The organism is Arthrobacter sp. Hb9-2, assembly GCF_059091165.1.
Genome location: NZ_JBNHGJ010000020.1, coordinates 69,333 through 86,422 on the forward strand (window position 1 = coordinate 69,333; position 17,090 = coordinate 86,422).

Annotated in this window: 13 protein-coding genes and 1 pseudogene; 8 read left to right on the top strand and 6 right to left on the bottom strand. The window is 64.5% G+C overall.

From position 1 onward, the window contains the following. Positions 1-23: 23 nt before the first annotated feature. From AC5RV1_RS12695 to hxlB, 5 genes are all read right to left on the bottom strand, one after another. Positions 24-983, bottom strand: a complete 960-nt coding sequence (locus tag AC5RV1_RS12695) for a carbohydrate ABC transporter permease (RefSeq protein WP_493994806.1) — start codon at positions 981-983, stop codon at positions 24-26. Further along, positions 983-1,870, bottom strand: a complete 888-nt coding sequence (locus AC5RV1_RS12700) for a carbohydrate ABC transporter permease (RefSeq protein WP_493994807.1) — start codon at positions 1,868-1,870, stop codon at positions 983-985. Before AC5RV1_RS12700 ends, AC5RV1_RS12695 begins: the two co-directional genes overlap by 1 nt. A gap of 81 nt (positions 1,871-1,951) precedes the next feature. Further along, complete coding sequence (locus tag AC5RV1_RS12705) at positions 1,952-3,229, bottom strand: ABC transporter substrate-binding protein (protein WP_493994808.1); 1,278 nt, start codon at positions 3,227-3,229, stop codon at positions 1,952-1,954. A gap of 246 nt (positions 3,230-3,475) precedes the next feature. After that, a complete protein-coding gene (hxlA, locus tag AC5RV1_RS12710) occupies positions 3,476-4,099 on the bottom strand; it encodes a 3-hexulose-6-phosphate synthase (protein WP_493994809.1) in 624 nt (207 codons plus the stop codon). Between the two features lie 46 nt (positions 4,100-4,145). Next, positions 4,146-4,748 carry a 6-phospho-3-hexuloisomerase gene (gene hxlB, locus AC5RV1_RS12715; RefSeq protein ID WP_493994810.1) on the bottom strand — a complete coding sequence of 201 codons (603 nt, stop codon included), beginning with the start codon at positions 4,746-4,748 and terminating at the stop codon, positions 4,146-4,148. A gap of 136 nt (positions 4,749-4,884) precedes the next feature. Between hxlB and AC5RV1_RS12720 the strand changes: the two genes are divergently transcribed. Beyond that, positions 4,885-6,192 (top strand): LuxR C-terminal-related transcriptional regulator, encoded by a 1,308-nt coding sequence (locus AC5RV1_RS12720; RefSeq protein ID WP_493994811.1) that lies wholly within the window; start codon positions 4,885-4,887, stop codon positions 6,190-6,192. Positions 6,193-6,324: 132 nt separating this feature from the next. Further along, a complete protein-coding gene (locus AC5RV1_RS12725; protein WP_493945919.1) occupies positions 6,325-7,134 on the top strand; it encodes an IclR family transcriptional regulator in 810 nt (269 codons plus the stop codon). 65 nt (positions 7,135-7,199) lie between these two features. Here AC5RV1_RS12725 and AC5RV1_RS12730 read toward each other — a convergent pair whose 3' ends face one another. Further along, positions 7,200-8,132, bottom strand: a complete 933-nt coding sequence (locus AC5RV1_RS12730; RefSeq protein WP_493945920.1) for a LysR family transcriptional regulator — start codon at positions 8,130-8,132, stop codon at positions 7,200-7,202. 158 nt (positions 8,133-8,290) lie between these two features. Between AC5RV1_RS12730 and AC5RV1_RS12735 the strand changes: the two genes are divergently transcribed. The 6 genes and pseudogenes from AC5RV1_RS12735 to AC5RV1_RS12760 form a co-directional block, all read left to right on the top strand. Further along, positions 8,291-9,595, top strand: a complete 1,305-nt coding sequence (locus AC5RV1_RS12735) for an aromatic ring-hydroxylating oxygenase subunit alpha (protein ID WP_493994812.1) — start codon at positions 8,291-8,293, stop codon at positions 9,593-9,595. Continuing rightward, the gene (locus tag AC5RV1_RS12740; protein WP_493945922.1) at positions 9,592-11,007 is read left to right on the top strand and encodes a ferredoxin reductase; all 1,416 of its coding nucleotides are present in this window, start codon (positions 9,592-9,594) and stop codon (positions 11,005-11,007) included. Before AC5RV1_RS12735 ends, AC5RV1_RS12740 begins: the two co-directional genes overlap by 4 nt. A 256-nt stretch (positions 11,008-11,263) precedes the next feature. Then, positions 11,264-13,186: a BCCT family transporter gene (locus AC5RV1_RS12745; RefSeq protein ID WP_493994813.1), complete on the top strand. Its 1,923-nt coding sequence runs from the start codon at positions 11,264-11,266 to the stop codon at positions 13,184-13,186. 3 nt (positions 13,187-13,189) lie between these two features. Then, entirely contained in the window at positions 13,190-14,119 is a 930-nt protein-coding gene (gene purU, locus AC5RV1_RS12750) for a formyltetrahydrofolate deformylase (protein ID WP_493945924.1), read from the top strand. A 36-nt stretch (positions 14,120-14,155) separates the two neighbouring features. Beyond that, the gene (locus tag AC5RV1_RS12755; protein WP_493994814.1) at positions 14,156-16,663 is read left to right on the top strand and encodes a GcvT family protein; all 2,508 of its coding nucleotides are present in this window, start codon (positions 14,156-14,158) and stop codon (positions 16,661-16,663) included. 93 nt (positions 16,664-16,756) lie between these two features. Further along, positions 16,757-17,090, top strand: a pseudogene (locus AC5RV1_RS12760) (HNH endonuclease signature motif containing protein); the annotation flags it as partial.

The following is a 17,090-nucleotide window of genomic DNA, read 5'->3' on the forward strand; positions in this document are numbered from 1 at the left end:
CAGTAGGCTACTCGTTGCTTTGCCTAGCCCTTGACGGCGCCGAGCGTCATCCCTGCGACGATCTTGCGCTGCAAGAGGAGGGTCAGGATGATGACCGGGATGGAGTAGACCGCCGCCAGCGCCGTCATGGATCCCCAGTCCAGGCCGAACTGGGTCTGGAAGTTCGCGATCACCACGGGCGTTGTCTGGGAGCGGATCGCTGTCATCAGGAGTGCGAAGAGGAACTCGTTCCAGGACGCCAGGAAGGCGAAGATCGCGGTGACCGCGATGCCGCCGGAGACCACCGGGATCACCACCCGCCACAGGGCTCCGAGCCTGCTGCAACCATCCACGGTGGCAGCTTCCTCCAGGTCCTTCGGCACGGCTTCAAAGAAGCTGGACATCAGCCAGATCGAGAGCGGCAGCGAGATAGTGGTGTGGGCAATGGACAGGGCGATGGGCGTATCGGACAAACCCATGGATGCCATCATCGAAGCCAGCGGAATACCGATCGCCACCGGCGGCACCATACGGGTTACCAGCGCGGCCATGATAAAGATCCTGCCGCTGAGGGTTTTGTAACGGGTGATGCCGTAGGCCGCCGGTACCGCCAGCACCAGCGAAAGCACGGTGCTGATGATGGCCGTCTGGATGCTGTTGATGAAGGAGGCGAGGACTCCGCTGCGGCCCAGCGCGTTGGTGTAGTTCTCCAGCGTCCATTCCCGGGGAAGGATGGTGGGCGGCACCGCAATCGTGTCGATCGGCGTCTTGAAGGATGTGAAAAGCAGGTACAGGAACGGGAAACCGTAGAGCACCATGGCTGCCGCGAGGAGGATCCACAGCAGGGTCCTGGTGCTCCGCCGGCCCGCTTCCAGGCCTTCGCGGTTGACGCCCCGGCGCTTGCGGCCACTGCCGCTGCCGCTTGTGGTGCTTGGCGCGGAAGGCCCGGCAGCCGCGGGAGCTGCCTTCCCGCCGTCGTTCTTAATTCGCTCGGCGACGCGCATCAGTTGTCCTTTCCTGGCCGCCAGATGGTGGACACCGCGATGAACGCGACGGCCAGCATGGCCAGCAGGTAGAGGGTGCCCATGGCGCTGGCCAACCCGGGATCCCCAAAGCGGATCATGGTCCGGTAGATCAGCAGGCTCATGGTTTCCGAGGCGGACTGGGGGCCGCCGTTGGTTTGGATAAGGATGGTGTCAAAGGCCCGGGCCGCGTCGATGCCGCGGACCACCAGGGCGACGGCGATGACCGGACGCAGGAGCGGCAGGATGATGCGGAACAGCATGGCGGGTGCGCGTGCGCCGTCCAGGCGTGCTGCTTCAATCAGGTCCCCTGGGATGTTCTGCAGCCCGGCGAAGAGCACCAGGCACATAAACGATGTGGTCAGCCAAATGTCCGGAATGGCTACGGAGTAGAGCACGATGTTCGGGTCCGAGAGCCAGCCGATCTGGTTGGGGTTGGACAGGATGCCGGCCTGGTGCAGGAGGGTCCCGATGAGCCCGAAGTTGTCGATCATCAGGAACTTCCAGAGGAGGCCTGCCACGATCGGGGCGATCATCAACGGGTACATAAACACGGTCCGCCAGATTTGGGAGCTGCGCCCCAGGGTGGTGAACAGCAGCGCCATGCCCAGGCCGAGGGCGAATTCTAGGGTGACCACGATCAAGGTGTAGGCGAGGGTCCGCCAACCTGCGCCGATAAAGGCTTCGGAGGCGAAGGCCCGGAAGTAGTTATCCAGGCCCACGAAGTCGCGGGGGCCGCCGGCAATTGGCGAGATCTTGAAGAAGCTGTCCGCCACGAGGCGGAACAGGGGGAAGGCGACAAACACTGCCAGGAACAGCGCCGCTGGTGTCATCAGGAACAATGCGAAGCGGCGATCGGAGATACGCACGGTTTTCTCTTCCGCTGGTTGGGGGCCGCGGCCGGCACCGGGCTTGCTGTGCCTCTTCGGCAGGTGCCGGCCGCGGGGGTCTTACTTGAGGAGGTCCTCGATCTGCTTCTTGGCGTCAGCGAGGAGGGCGGCGGAGTCACCGCCGGCCACGGCTTTCTGCAGCATGGGAACCAGTACCGTGTCCACGATCTGCTGCCACTTCTCGGTGGCCGGGCGGGTGGCGGTGGCCTCGCCGTTGAGGGTCTCGATCAGGGGTCCGAAGCTTTCGTAGCCTTCCTTGTCCTGGTACTTCTCGAAGGCGGAGATGCGGGAAGCAAGGCCCAGGCTGGATTCGATGCCCTTGTCGTTGTAGTCGTAGGCGCACTTGACGAACTTCTTGGCGCCATCAGCGTTCTTGGTGGCCTTGGGGACTGTCAGGTACCACGGTCCCGGAACGCCTCCGATGCCGGCGGATCCGGCAATCATGGGCGCTGTTCCCACCTTGCCGGCCACGGCGGAGTCCTTGGGGATCTGCCGGTAGGCGTGGGCCCAGAAGCGGGTCATCGCCGTCTTGCCCTGGTTGAACAGGTTCTGAGCGGCAGCCCAGTCAACCTGCGCGGCACCTGACGGAGCGGACTTGGTGAGGCTTACGTAGAAGTCCAGGGCCTCTTTGTGCGCCTCGTTGTCGATGACCACCTTGTCCCCGTCCAGAACCATGGGAGACCCCGCCTGGAGGACGTGGGCCAGCCATTCTGTTTCCACCCCGCCCTTCACGTCCGTTCCGTACATGCCATCCGTGGTGAAGAACTCGGAGATGTCCTGGTACTGCTTCCAGGTGGTGGGGGCTGCGAGGTCGTAGCCGTACTTGGCTTTGAAGTCCGCCATGTTCTTGGCGTCCTCGAAGAGGTCTTTGCGGTAAAGGATAATTTCGGCGTTGGTCCAGGCGGGCATGCCGATGAAGTGCCCGTCCACGTTGGCTTCCTTGACCAGGGCCGGGAAGATGTCCTTCTTGGCCTCATCGGTGAAGAGTTCGTCGATGGGCTGGACGGCGTCCTTGAAGCTGGGGAGCCACACGGAGTCCAGGGCAGCCACGTCGAAGGAGACGTTGCCGGAGGAGAATTCGCTGGAAAGCCGGTTGAACATGCCGTCGTAGGGCAGTTCGACGAAGTTCACGTCAACTCCGGCGTCCTTTTTGCACTGTTCCGCCACGCCGGTCAGCTCGGCGTGGCCGCCGGCCTCGACCAGGACGTTCACTGTGCTGGTGCCGGCGCTACCCGTGGTGGTGGGGCCCCCTGCGCCGCACCCGGTGGCCGCCAGTGCGACGGCGGTGCAGATGCCGCCGATGGTGGCGAACCTGTTGATGGTGTTTCGAGTGGACATCGCTGTCGACTCACTTTCTCTCGAACGGAAATGCGAGACAGGAACTGGGGTGAAAAATCGTTTTGCTAAAACGACTTGGCACCAACAATAAGACCGTGATGAAGAAGTGTCAAGCATCACACCCGCCGGGATTCAACCTCTCGGTGACGGCACCAAACGAACGGTGGCCCCGCATCAAAAAGATGCGGGGCCACCGTCGTGATGTACCAGGGCCCGCTTCCTGCGGGCCGGAACCAGCGAAAAGACCTAGATAATGGCCGCCCGCAGTTCCTTCGCTGCCACGGCGGGGTCGTCGGCGCTGTAGATGGAACCGCCTACTACGGCAACGTCGGCGCCGGCCCGCTGCACGGCCTCGATGGTGGCAAGGTTCACGCCGCCGGCCACAGAGAACGGGACATGGGCCTCCTCGCCGGCGGTCAGCAGCACGTTCAGGTTGTAGCCGGGCTTGGCCTGCTCATCCAGCCCTGCATGGAACTCGATGAACTTGGCACCCAGGGCCCGGACTTCCTTCGCGCGGGCCACCTTGTCCGTAACCCCGATCAGGTCCACCACAATGCCCTTGTTGTGCGACTTGGCGGCCTTGACGGCGCCGGCGATGGTGGAGTCGTCGGCGCTGCCGAGGACTGACACCAGGTCCGCGCCCGCGGCGAACGCGATCTCCGCTTCCAGCTCGCCGGCATCCATCGTCTTCATGTCCGCGAACACGATCTTGTCCGGGTGGGCGGTCTTCACGGCGGTAACAGCCGAGAGTCCGGCGTTCTTCACCAGCGGCGTGCCCAGTTCGATGATGTCCACGTACTCGGCGACTTTGCCGGCCAGGTCGAGTGCAGCTTCGACGGTGAGGACATCCATTGCTACTTGCAGCTTCATTTTTTCTCTTTCGGTTTTTCGATAAATGGGTAGGGGAGTGGGTGGTTTACTCGAGGTTGGCGTGCCGTTGCCACAGGTCTTCGGGCGCGGACGAATCCTCGTCCCAAAGGCTTTGGAACACCGCCTCGGTGGTGGCGAACAGCACCTGCTCGAAGAGGCTCCCCGAGTACTGCCGCGTCAGAGCCGAACCGTGGTCCGTCTTCTGAGCGGCCGGGATAAGCACGACGGCGGCAGCGGCGGCCGCGAGCGGGGAACCTTTGCTGGTGGTGTAGGCGGCCACCCTGGCGCCTTGCGCGGCGGCGGTTTCCGCCGCCGTGACGATCCCCGCTGTGGTTCCGGAACCGGAAGCTGCCAGCAGCAAGTCACCCGCGCGGATGGCCGGCGCCGTGGTTTCGCCCACCACATGCACGGTCAATCCAAGATGCATCAGCCGCATCGCCGCCATCTTCAGGACAAGGCCACTCCGTCCGGCGCCGGTCACGAAGATCCTGTCCGCCAGCCGCAGCTCTGTCACCAGGGCCGCGACCTCTGCCGGGTCAACCCGCTGGAAGACGTCGCTGATCTCGTCCAGGACAAGGATCCGGTTGCGGTCAAAAGCCCGTGGTGTTCCGGTCAGGGCCGCCGTCTCAGTTTCTGTGATGGCGCTCATGGCGACTACCTCCTTCTCAACGTTGTGACGCATTCATCGTCGCCCGCCCGCAGGGTAGGTAAAACGCCATCATTGGACGGTTCTGACTACCCAAAGGGGTAGGTCGTTCTCACCCGCCTGCCCATACACTGGGCACGTGGAACGCACCAATACAGCCCTGCTCGAAGCGGTCGCCGCCCTGGCTACGGCCCCGCTGATTGACATAGCGCACCGGCTGCACGAGGCCATGGACCCTTATCTCACATCCAGCGCCCTGGTGATCTTCACCGAGGACTGCACCGGCAGGCCACAGAAGAAGGCCGGTGATGAGGCCATCATCAGCCGGGTGTCCATCGCCGAACTGGATGCCATTAGGGCCTCACTCACCGACGACGGAGGCAGCAATACCTGGCGCGGCGAAGCCGCGTTTGGCGGTGACGTACGCCCGGTCCTCGCCTTCTCGTCGCCAAGCAATGCGATGCTGGTCCTTACGGACCCGCAACCCAGCCCGCACCCCCAGCCCAGCCCCCTCCGTCTATCACAGGACCCCGCCGCCGAGGGGGAAGCACAGTGGATCCTCCGCTACCTCTGGACGCTGGCAGCCGAGCGGATCCGCGAAAAGGTGGCTGATGCGCCGCCGTCGTACCTTATCGAATCCCGCGCCGCCTCGGCGGAACGCCTTCGGGTGACGGCGGAACTCGTGGACCAGCAATCCACCACCCTCGAAACCCTGCTCTCGGCGCTAAGGTCGCCGGCGCTTGCCGACGCCGCTGCCCGGACGGCAGCAACGGATGTCGCCGCCAAGGCGCTGGTGGGACTCCGCACCCTCAGCGACCGCACCACGGACCTTGTCGAAGAACCTGTGGCTTCCGCTTTCCAGCGCCTCCGCGAGGACCTGCGGCCGTTGATGAACTTCAGCGGGATCGACGTGCAGTTCATCGAGCCGCCGGTAAACGGCCGGGCGCTGCCCGGCGAGGTGGCGCATGCTGCCAGGGCGATCGTGCGCGGACTGGTCCTGGCCATGGTGGACCAGGACGGAGTGCGCAGAATCCGCACCCAATGGGATTGCGACGGTGTCAACCTCCTCATCAACGTGCGCGACGACGGACCCGGGGAACTGTCGGCGTCGGCACCGGCCATGGCGCGCCTCGTCCAACGCGTTGAGGTGCTCAACGGGAGCATGGGGGTGGACGTAATGCCAGGCTGGGGTGCCGATATCGCTGTCACCATTCCGCTCGATCCGCCATCACGCCAGCCCGCCGACGTGGCGGGATGGAAGCTCGGGGAGCGGGAACTCGAGGTGTTCCAACTGCTGGCTGCCGGCCAGCGGAACCGCGCCATCGCAGGGCAGCTTCACATCAGTGAAAACACCGTGAAGTTTCATCTCAGGAACATCTTCCGGAAGATCGGGGCGTCCTCACGCACAGAAGCGATTGCGCTCGCACACAGCAGCGGATTGCGTTAAGCCACTTGACGCCATGTCAGCTCCGTCACAGTCCGCAGTCTAGGATCGGACGTGTGGAACTAGCCGGGAGGACGCTTCAGGCGGCCTCATTGCGGGAGAGCGAGCCGCAGAAACTACTCGAGAGTATGGATCATGGCTTCGAACATTGACCCTGAATCTGACATTGATGGTGAGGGCGGTCAGTCCGGAGGAGTTCAGTCCGTTGACCGGGCACTTGCGGTGCTGGAAATCCTGGCGCGGGACGGCCATGCCGGCGTCAGTGACATCGCCGAGGAGATGGGCATCCATAAGTCCACGGTCTCGCGCCTGCTCGGCTCGTTGGTGGCGAGGGAAATGGTCCATCAGAACAGCGAGCGCGGAAAGTACCAGCTGGGCTTCGGCATCCTGCGCCTGGCCAGCTCCATCCCGGGCAGGCTCAGCCTGGTCCGGGAGGCGCGCCCCGTCCTGGAAAGCCTGGCGGAGGAATTCAAGGAGACGGTGAACCTCGCCGTGCTGCGCTCCAACTATGCCGTTAACGTGGACCAGGCGATGGGGCCTTCGACCTTGGCCACGTATGACTGGGTGGGCAACCTGACGCCTCTGCACGCCACCTCGAGCGGGAAGGTTTTGCTTGCCGCGCTGCCGGCCGAGGATCGGGACCGCATCCTGAAGGAGACCGGCCTGCCGTCGCGGACTCCCCGGACCATCACCAACCGCAAGGAACTTGAAAACCAGTTGCTCGCCGTCGCCCGCGACGGCTATGGGGTGGTGCGCGAGGAATTCGAGATCGGACTGACGGCGGCCGCCGTTCCCGTCTACAACCACATGGGTGCCGTGATCGGGGCCATCAGCATCTCCGGCCCGGCCTTCCGCTTTGATCCGGAAGGGATCCCGGGACTGATCGAAGCGCTGAAGCACGGCGGGCTGCAGGTCAGCGCCAAGATGGGCTACACCGGCCGCTAAGGCATCAGCGTCCAGCGGAGGATAAGGAAGCTGCCGAACGCCAGGACACCCCGTGCCGGCAGCGCTTAGAGATCCTCTTCGGGACGGGCAGTGAGGATCCGATTGGCATTAGCCTGCAGGATGCGGAGCGACTCCTGAATCAGGGGTGAGACGATGCTGCCCCTGCGCACCGCGGCGACGATACGGCGCGTGGGTTTTGCCTTGCCGGTGATGCGTAGCCGAACCACGTTCTCGGCACCATGCAAGGGCGCCAGCCGGGGCAGCAGGCCGACGCCCAGCCCCGCACCCACGAACGCGATCTGGGTTTCCCATTCAACGGCCTCATGCGCAATCCGCGGTGTCACGCCGACTGCTGTAAACGCCGCGGTAAAGAGGGAATGGTACGTGGAACCGGCGGTCTCCGTGATCCACGGTTCCGATGCCAGCTCTTCGAGCGTCGCTGTTTCCCGTGCTGCCAGCGGATGGTCTCCGGGAATGATCACGTCCAGTGGATCATCGAGCAGAACTCTCTGCTCGAAGCGCGGATCGTCCTCACCATAATTGTCCGACTGCATGGCGACAATGACTGCAAGGTCGATTCGTTCCGCAACCAACAAGTCGAAGCAGCGGGCCGGATCAGCCTCAAGAACCTGCACCTCCAGCAGGGGGCGTGTTGAGCGCAAGGTGGCGGCCAGCGGCGCGAGCAACTGTGCGGCTGCAGTGGAAAATCCGCCGAGGCCAAAGTGGGACTGCACCTGGTCGCCGGCCTCCATGGCTGCGGCGCGCAGGCTCTCCCACTGGGCAATGAGGGTATCCGAGCCCGCCACGAGAAAGCGGCCCGTGGCGGTCAGCCGTACACCCCGGCCGTCCTTCGTCAGCAGCTGCATTCCCAGCACGCGCTGAAGCTCCCGCAACTGCGCGGAGACGGCCGAGGGAGAATAGCCCGTGAGTTCCGCGGTTGCGCCGACAGTTCCGCACCGGGCAAACACCCGAAGGGTTATGAGCCGTGGATCGATCATGCATCCATTGTGCATGGTGATCTTCAAAATCTTGCGCTTTTGTTGCAGCTGCTGTGACCCTAATCTCATCAGTACAACTACTTCGACCATGCCGGTAGCACCCCGCGCACGCATGGCCAACGCAACACCCACTACCCATGCCTCCCGGGAGGAAACCCATGACTGCTTCAGTGAACGTGCCCCTCAATTCACGCGGAAAACTCGCTGCGTCCCTGCCTGCCGAGCAGCTGGCAGAAATCAGCGCGCTGTTTGAGTTCCGGCGCACCGGCTACTCCCTCGATGCCCCCTTCTACACCGATCGTTCGATCTTCAACATCGACATGGAGGCCATTTTCGGCCAGCACTGGATCTTTGCCGCCAGCACCGCCGAACTGCCGGAGCCGGGCGACTACGTCACTGTCGACTACGGGCCCTACTCCCTGATTGTGCTGCGCAACGATGACGGCGCCGTCAATGTCCTGCACAACGTATGCCGCCACCGCGGCGCCCGGGTCCTCACCGAAGCTGCCGGGTCAACCGGAAACCTGGTCTGCGGCTACCACTCCTGGACCTACTCCCCGGAGGGCAATCTGATCCATGCCTCCGCGCCGGGGGAAACGAAGTTCGACAAGAGCTGCTTCGGCCTCAAACGCGCCCACGGCCGCGAGGTCGCCGGACTCATCTTCGTCTGCATCGCTGATGAACCGCCGACGGACTTCAACGAAACCGCAAAGATCTTTGAGCCCTACCTGGCGCCCCACGATCTCTCGAAGACAAAAATTGCCTACCAGCAGAACATCATCGAAGAGGGTAACTGGAAGCTCGTCATGGAGAACAACCGTGAGTGCTACCACTGCGACGGCCACCCTGAGCTCGCCTGCTCCCTCTTCCCCACCTGGGGCCTGACGGAGGGCCTGATCCCGCCCCACCTTGAGGAAGTGTGGAACCGGAACAAGGACGCCCAGTCCTCCCTTGAGGAGCGTTGCCGCCGCTACGGCCTTCCCTACGAGGTGGTCGAGCAGCTTGACACCCGCATCGCGGGAATCCGGATTTCGCGGGAATCACTCGATGGAGAGGGTGAATCGTTCTCCGCGGACGGGCGGCGGCTTTCCAAGAAGCTGCTGGGCGACCTGCCCGATTTCCGCCTTGGCCGCTGCTCGATGCACCTGCAGCCCAACAGCTGGTTCCACTTCCTCGGCGACCACGTGATCACGTTCGGTGTCTTCCCCATCAACGAACACCAGAGCCTCGTGCGCACCACCTGGCTGGTGGCTGACGACGCCGTGGAAGGCGTCGACTACGACCTGGAGAAGCTCACCTACACCTGGAAGCAAACGAACCTGCAGGACAAGGCGTTCGTGGAGCTGTGCCAGCAGGGTGCCGGCAGTCCCGCCTACGAGCCCGGTCCCTACATGAAGAGCGAATACCAGGTCGAGGCATTCATCAATTGGTACGTGCAGCGCGTGCAGGAGCACTTGGCATGATCGAACTCCTCACCGAAACGGCCATCCAGGAACCACAGCGTATCCGCGGTCTTGAGATGCCGTGGAACAGGGTGATGGGAAGCCCGGAGGCACCTGCCCGGGCAGCCCGTGCGCTGGGCCCATGGCACCCGCAGGAGTTCATGGCCGAATGTGTCGAGACCGTTCCCGAGGCCGGCGCCATGATGACCTTCGTGTTCCGGCGCTGCGACGGTGCGCCGCTGGCGTTCCGTGCCGGCCAGTACGTGAACGTCGCATTTCCCGTCAATGGCGAGGACCAGGAACCGGTGGACCGCAGCTACTCGCTGTCCAGTTCGCCCACCGAGCCCTGGACCTTCAGCATCACCGTCAAGTGCGACCCCACGGGATTGGTCTCGCCCTGGGTGCACGAGAACGTCAAACCCGGCACCGTCCTTGAGATGCTCGGACCGGTGGGAGCATTCCACCTGCCCGATGCCGACCGGCGGGCACGGTATCTCCTGCTTGCTGCCGGCGCGGGCATCACTCCCATCATGTCCATGGTCCGGACCATCCACTCCCTGCCCGGACACGCCGATGTTGTGGTGCTCTACCACGGCTCGGATGCTGGAGGCTTTGCCTTCCACCGGGAACTGGCCTACATCGCCTCCGTGGACTCCCGCTTCAAGGTCCACTATTCCCTGGGCGACCGCAGCGTACCGGAGGGGTGGGAAGGGCTCAAAGGAAGGCTGACGGCGGCCATGCTCGAGGAGGTGGCCCCCGATGCCAACGGCCGGCAGGTGTACGCATGCGGCCCCGAGGGTTACCTGAACACCGCCACCGAGCTCCTCAACAAGGTCGGCGTCGATGACACTTCCATTTACATCGAGTTCTTCTCCGGAGACCGTCAGACCCTCCTTGAATACCAGCAGGAAGTGTCACTTGCCGCCGACGTCGCGGAGGAGATTGCCGAGGAAATCGCCGAATCCGCCGAGGACTACTACGAAAGCCAGCCCGCCGCGTTCGGGCTCTATGAGCCCGGCTACGACGCCGACGGGACGCTGCAGGCCTCAGGGCTGCCGCTGGAAACCGCCCACCCGGAAGCACCCGGCTCCACCCCCGCCGTCGACAGCCCGGGCATGGAACCGGAAGCCGGTTCCCCTGACGCCTCCACCTTCAGCACGGTGGGAACAGGGAGCCTCACCATGTCCTTCATGCGCACCGGCATCAATGTCCGGATCGACCCCACCGAACACATCCTCGAGGCGGCCCAGCGCGCCGGCGTCAGGATCGGCGCGAACTGCAAGGAAGGCATGTGCGGCTCCTGCAAGGTCGTCAAGCTTTCCGGAGAGGTCGAGATGAACCACCAGGGCGGGATACGGGCGCGGGAAATCTCAGCAGGCAAGTTCCTGCCCTGCTGCTCCACCGCGCAGACGGACCTCGTTATCGATGCCTGACCCTTCTGCCGGCCCACTGTCAGCGCAGCCGCACCCCTGAAATAGGGCTTCAAACTTCGGAAAAACCTTGACAGGTGGCTGTGACTCGGGCCACTCTGTTGCTTATGGCGAGACGTGTTGTTCTTTACGGAACAGCCGCCGCGTTGGAAGCAAAGCTGACCTTGATCACTGAATGACAGGAAGCCCCGATCTTCCACCCGGTTTGGGGACGCCGGAGCACAGCGTGAGCCCATGAATTCAAACCAAAGGACTTGACATGGCTTTGAACAGCGACATCCGCACGGATGCCCAACCCCCCAACGAGCTGGAGGAGCCCAAGCTCGTTCCTGCACCGGAAAACTCCCCTTCCGCCCACGACTCCCACGACGCGGAGGACACCGAACAGATCATGCAGGAGCTTCGCCAGACCCGTTCCGAACAGGCCGTGGCTGAACGGCGGAACCGCAAGCTCACGCTCGACAAGGCCACCTTCGGTATCACCGGTGTCCTCGCCCTGGCCTTCGTGGCCTGGGGCTTCCTCGGCCGGGACAGCCTGGCCGCCACCTCAACAGCCGCCCTCGGGTGGGTGATGGAATACACCGGCTGGCTCTTTATGGTCCTGGCCTCGCTGTTCGTTGTTTTCGTCCTCTGGCTGGCACTGGGCAAGTGGGGCAACATCCCACTGGGCAAGGACGGCGAAAAGCCTGAGTTCCGGACCGTGTCATGGATCGCCATGATGTTTGCGGCCGGCATGGGCATCGGCCTGATGTTCTATGGTGTGGCCGAGCCGCTCTACCACTACATCTCCCCGCCACCGGGAACGGTGGACGGACGGACCCCCGCGGCCATCCAGACCGCCATGGCCACCTCCATCTTCCACTGGACCCTGCATCCCTGGGCGATGTACGCCGTCGTCGGCATTGCCATGGCCTACGGAACTTACCGCCTGGGCCGCCGGCAGCTGATTTCCGCGGCGTTCACGTCTCTATTCGGCATCAGGACGGTGGAAGGGCCGGTAGGCAAGTTCATCAACATCCTGGCAATCTTCGCCACGCTCTTCGGCACGGCGGCTTCCCTGGGTCTCGGCGCCCTCCAAATCGGCAGCGGACTCAGTTCGAACGGCTGGATCGGCGAGATCGGTACCCCCGTCCTGGTGGCCATCGTTGCCATCCTGACTGCGTGTTTCGTGGCCTCGGCGGTGTCCGGCATCAGCCGCGGCATTCAGTGGCTGTCCAACATCAACATGGTCCTGGCTGTTGTCCTGGCGCTCATCGTGTTCATCGCAGGGCCAACGCTGTTCATCCTCAACCTCATCCCGGCCGCGGTGGGCGACTACGCCAGGGACCTGGCCGAGATGTCCTCCCGCACCGAGGCCGTCGGTGACGAGGCCCTGCGCACCTGGATGTCCGGCTGGACCATCTTCTACTGGGCCTGGTGGGTGTCCTGGACGCCTTTCGTGGGCATGTTCATCGCCCGGATCAGCCGCGGCCGCACCATCCGGCAGTTCGTCACCGGCGTCCTGCTGGTACCCAGCATCGTCAGCGTTATCTGGTTTGGCATCTTCGGCGGAACGGCCTTCAAGATCCAGGAGGACGCGGATAAGGCAGGCACGGCCGGCCTCGTGTCCATGGCCAGCGGGTCACCGTCCATCGACTTTGACGGAGCCCTGTTCGACCTGGTGAAGAACATGTCCATGCCGGCCTGGCTGACCGCGGCGGTCATCGTCCTCGCCATGGTTCTGGTGGCCATCTTCTTCATCACGGGAGCCGACTCGGCGTCGATCATCATGGCGTCATTGAGCTCCAACGGATCCTCGGACCCGAAGCGCGGCCTGGTCATCTTCTGGGGCCTCCTCACCGGCGCGGTTGCCGCCGTGATGATGCTGGCCGGCGGAGACGAGCCTTCGGAGGCACTGTCCGGCCTGCAGCGCATCACCATCGTGGCCGCCCTGCCGTTCGTGCTGGTCATGCTGCTGCTCTGCTTCGCCCTGGTGAAGGACCTGCGCCGGGATCCGCTGTCCCTGCGGCGGCGGCTGGCTGACTCAGTAGTGGAGCGCGCCATCCGGACCGGCGTGGACCAGCACGGCGGCGTCCAGTTCGATCTCGTTACCAAGCATGAATGTGATCAGCGCTGTTCGGACGGCGGCCCCTGCGCCGCTTCCCCCGCTGACACCCCAGCCCCCGCAAAGAACCAGGAGTAAACCATGACCACAGTCCTTGAGGGCCGCCCCACCGGTAATGCGACCGTGGAGGCCGGCGACGTTGCCGGCGTCCGCGGTACCGACACCGTGCAGTACGTCCTTACCCTTGCGTGCCCGGAACGCCCCGGAATCGTCCGGGCCATCACCGCATTCCTCGCTGACCGCGGCTTCGACATCGTTGAACACCAGCAGTTCGATGACCACATGAGCGGCAAGCTCTACCTGCGCACGGCCTTCACCCCTGGAGACAACGAAGTTTCCGCGGAAGGCCTCAGCGCGGAGTTCGCTGCCGTCGCCGATGAGTTCGACATGGAATTCGCCATCCACGACGGCCGCCCCCAGCGCCTGCTGGTGATGGTCTCCAAGTTCGGCCACTGCCTCAACGACCTTATCTTCCGCTGGCGCGCCGGCAGCCTGGGTGCGGAAATCGCCGTCGTGGTGTCCAACCACGAGGACCTCCGCCCCATGGCGGAAGCCGCCGGCCTGCCGTTCATCCACGTCCCGGTCACGGCCGCTACCAAGCCCGAAGCCGAAGCGCGCCTGCTGGAACTTGTGGCCGAGTACAACGCCGACCTGGTGGTCCTTGCACGCTACATGCAGGTCCTGTCCAACGACCTGTGCGCCAGCCTCCGCGGCCGCGCCATCAACATCCACCATTCCTTCCTGCCTGGGTTCAAGGGCGCCAAGCCTTACCACCAGGCCTATGACCGTGGCGTGAAGCTCATCGGAGCGACCGCGCACTACGTCACCGCAGACCTGGACGAGGGCCCGATCATCGAGCAGGAAGTGTTCCGGGTGGACCACAGCCTGGACCCGAACGCACTGGTCACGGTAGGCAGAGACGCCGAATCCCAGGCATTGTCCCGCGCGGTTAAGTGGCACTCCCAGCACCGGGTCCTGCTCAACAACACCCGCACCGTCGTCTTCCGCTAACGCCAACGCCCACGCAAAACAGGAGAAACAACACTTATGAGCGCATCACCACGCGTTGTCATTATCGGCGCCGGCATTGTCGGAACCAACCTTGCCGACGAACTCGCCACCCGGGGCTGGACCAACATCACGGTGGTGGAACAGGGCCCGCTGGAACTTGCCGGCGGCTCCACCTCGCACGCACCGGGCCTGGTGTTCCAGAACAACCAGTCACGGACCATGACCGAATTCGCCACCTACACGGTCAACAAGTTCCTGTCGCTGAGCAAGGACGGCGAGTCCTGCTTCAACCAGGTAGGCGGCCTGGAACTGGCCACCACCCCGGAGCGGCTGGCCGATCTCCACCGCAAGATGGGCGTGATGACCTCGTGGGGAGTGGAAAGCCGGATCGTCGACGCCGATGAATGCGAAAAGATTTACCCCCTCCTGAACACCGGCAAGCTCACCGGCGGCCGCGAGGTCCTCGGCGGCCTGCTCATCCCCACCGACGGCCTGGCCCTGGCCGCTCGTGCGGTGCAGCTGCTGATCGAGCGCTCCAGTGAGGCCGGCGTGACGTACCAGGGCAACACCACCGTCACCGGCATCGCCCAGGAGGGCGGCAAGGTGACGGGCGTGGAAACGTCGGAGGGTTTGATCCCGGCAGACATCGTGGTCTCCTGTGCAGGCTTCTGGGGCCGTGAGCTCGGCAAGATGGTTGGCCTGGAGGTGCCGCTTCTGCCGCTGGCGCACCAGTACGTGGTCAGCACTCCGCTGCCCGAACTTGAAGGCGTCAACGAGCTTCCCAAGGGTGCCAGCAAGCCCATCCTGCGCTACCAGGACAAGGACCTGTACTACCGCGAATGGGGCAACCGCATCGGCATCGGCAGCTACGCCCACCGCCCCATGCCGGTGGACATGTCCGCCCTGCCGAAGGTCGCCGCAGAGGAAATGTCGGACCACCGCATGCCCTCCCGGCTGGAGTTCACCCTGGAAGATTTCCTGCCCGCGTGGGAGGACAGCCAGGACCTGCTGCCGGCGCTGCGCAGCTCCGCGATCGAGGACGGCTTCAACGGCATCTTCTCCTTCACCCCCGACGGTGGCCCGCTCATGGGCGAGGCGCCCGAGCTCGACGGCCTGTTCGTGGCCGAGGCTGTCTGGGTCACGCACTCGGCCGGCGTGGCCAAGGCAATGGCGGAGCTGCTGGTGGAAGGCCGGTCCCGCACGGACCTGCACGGCTGCGAGCTGACACGCTTCGAGAAGGTGCAGACCTCCGACGCGTATGTCAGCGAGACGTCCCAGCAGAACTTCGTGGAAATCTACGACGTCATGCACCCGCTGCAGCCCAGGGAATCCCCGCGGGATCTGCGCGTCAGCCCGTTCAATGTGCGGCAGAAGGAGCTGGGGGCGTTCTTCCTGGAGTCCGCCGGCTGGGAGCGGCCGCACTGGTTCGAGGCCAACCGCGGCCTGCTCGAGGAGCTGCCGGAGGAGTGGCAGACGCCCGAGCGGGATGCCTGGTCCGCCCTGTACTCGTCCCCCATCTCGGCTGCCGAGGCGTGGAAGACGCGTACCGCCGTCGGACTGTACGACATGACGCCGCTGAAGCGGCTGTCTGTGGTGGGCCCCGGTGCGCAGGATTTGCTGCACCGGGTCAGCACGGGCAACATTGCCAAGAAACCGGGTGCCGTGACGTACTGCCTGCTGCTGGAGCACGACGGCGGCATCCGCAGTGACGTGACCGTCGCACGGCTGGCGGAGGAGGAATTCCAGCTTGGCGTCAACAGCAACGTGGACTTCGACTACCTCCGGGTTGAGGCCCGCAAGCAGTCGGCCGCCGATCCGGCCCAGTGGGTGCACGTCGCCGACATCACCGGCAGCACCTGCTGCATCGGACTGTGGGGTCCGCTGGCCCGTGAAGTCATCGGCAAGGTCAGCGCCGACGACCTCACCAACGACGGCCTGAAGTACTTCCGCACCAAGGAAATCTCGGTGGGCGGCATCCCGGTCACGGCCATGCGCCTATCCTATGTGGGCGAGCTCGGCTGGGAGCTGTACACCACCGCCGAGTACGGCCTGAAGCTGTGGGACCTGCTGTTCGAAGCCGGCCAGGAGCACGGCATCGTTGCCGCCGGCCGCGGGGCCTTCAACAGCATGCGGCTGGAGAAGGGCTACCGGCTGTGGGGCACGGACATGACGTCCGAGCACCAGCCCTACGAATCGGGCCTGGGCTTCTCCATTGCCAAGGACAAGACCGGGTTTGTGGGTGCTGAGGCCCTTGCTGCACGCAAGGAGCAGCCGGCCACACGGGCGCTCCGGTGCCTGACGGTCGACGACGGCACCTCCATCGTGCTGGGCAAGGAACCGGTGTACGTGAACGGGTCCGCAGCCGGTTACGTCACCAGTGCGGCCTACGGCTACTCGGTCCGCAAGCCGATCGCGTACGCCTGGCTGCCGGCGTCGGTTTCCGAGGGCGACGCCGTGGAGGTCGAGTACTTCGGCAAGCGCATCGCCGCGACGGTCTCTGCGGAACCGCTGTTCGATCCGGGCATGGAGCGCCTCCGCGGGTAACCCGCTGTCCAGAAACCGGGGGTCGCCGAACGGGTGGCCCCCGGTTTTACGCGTGCCCGTCGGATTGTCAGACCCCCTTGTCATGATTGGTTTATGGGGAAAGCGGCGGTGGCGAAGGCGTTTGAGGACATCAATGCCGCTCTTGCTGTGCTCACTGCCGAAGCGGAGGGCTGGGGGTCGGAGGCGTTCTGCCCTGCTGATCCGTTGGCCGGCCTTGCGGACGGTTGCCTGGACATCCTCGCCGGGGGTGCCGGGGTCCAGGCCCGGGTGTCGGGACTATTGGCCAAGGCCACAGCGACGTACGCAGACACTGCCCGGGCTGCTGCTGCTCCGGACGCGCCCGTTCAGGGACAGGAAATGGCGATCGCGGCGGAAATCGGGTGCGTCCTGGCCCTCAGTGACCGGGCCGCCGGCGCGCTGCTGGCCG